Genomic DNA, 843 nt, shown 5'->3' on the forward strand with positions numbered 1-843 from the left:
GCCGTGATTGCCTGGGCCCGGGCCAACGGCTTTTCCGGCGAGGCCGGCAGGACGCTGCCCTTGCCGGGCGAGGACGGCGCGCTTGCCGGCGTCCTGTTCGGCCTTGGCGATGGCGATGGCGCGCTCACCGTTGGTGCCCTGGCGAGAGCCCTGCCGGAAGGTGACTGGCACTTCGCCGTCGAGCCGGCCTGGCCGGACCTTGCGGCGATCGGGCTTGTGCTTGGCGGCTATGCCTTCACCCGCTATGGCAAGAAGCCCGGCAGGCAGCTCCGCTTCGCCCTGCCGGCGGGCGCCGATGCCGCGCATGTCCGCCGCATCGCCGATGGCGTTTTCCTGACCCGCGACCTCGTCAACACGCCAACCAGCGACATGGGACCGGACGAGCTGGAAAAAGCGGCGCGGGTCTTGGCCGCCACGCACCAGGCCGAGGTGTCGGTAATCATGGGCGACGATCTCCTCAAGCAGAACCTCCCGATGATCCACGCGGTCGGCCGCGCCTCCACAAACGCGCCGCGGCTGATCGACATGCTCTGGGGCCCACCGGAGGCGCCGAAGGTGACGCTGGTCGGCAAGGGCGTCTGCTTCGACACCGGCGGCCTCGACATCAAGCCGTCATCAGGCATGCTGCTGATGAAGAAGGACATGGGTGGCGCCGCCAACGTGCTGGGCCTTGCCTCCATGATTATGGCCGCCAGGCGCAACGTACGGCTGCGCGTCTTGATCCCGGCGGTCGAGAACTCGATAGCCGGCAACGCCTTCCGGCCGGGCGATGTGCTGACGAGCCGCAAGGGCATCACCGTCGAGATCGGCAACACCGACGCCGAGGGGCGGCTGGTGCTGGCG

At 69.0% G+C, this 843-nt stretch carries 1 pseudogene; it reads left to right on the forward strand.

The window, feature by feature from the left end:
- A pseudogene (locus tag EN781_RS33410) lies at positions 1-843 on the forward strand (leucyl aminopeptidase family protein); the annotation flags it as partial.

Source organism: Mesorhizobium sp. M4A.F.Ca.ET.090.04.2.1 (assembly GCF_003999085.1).
Taxonomy (GTDB): domain Bacteria; phylum Pseudomonadota; class Alphaproteobacteria; order Rhizobiales; family Rhizobiaceae; genus Mesorhizobium.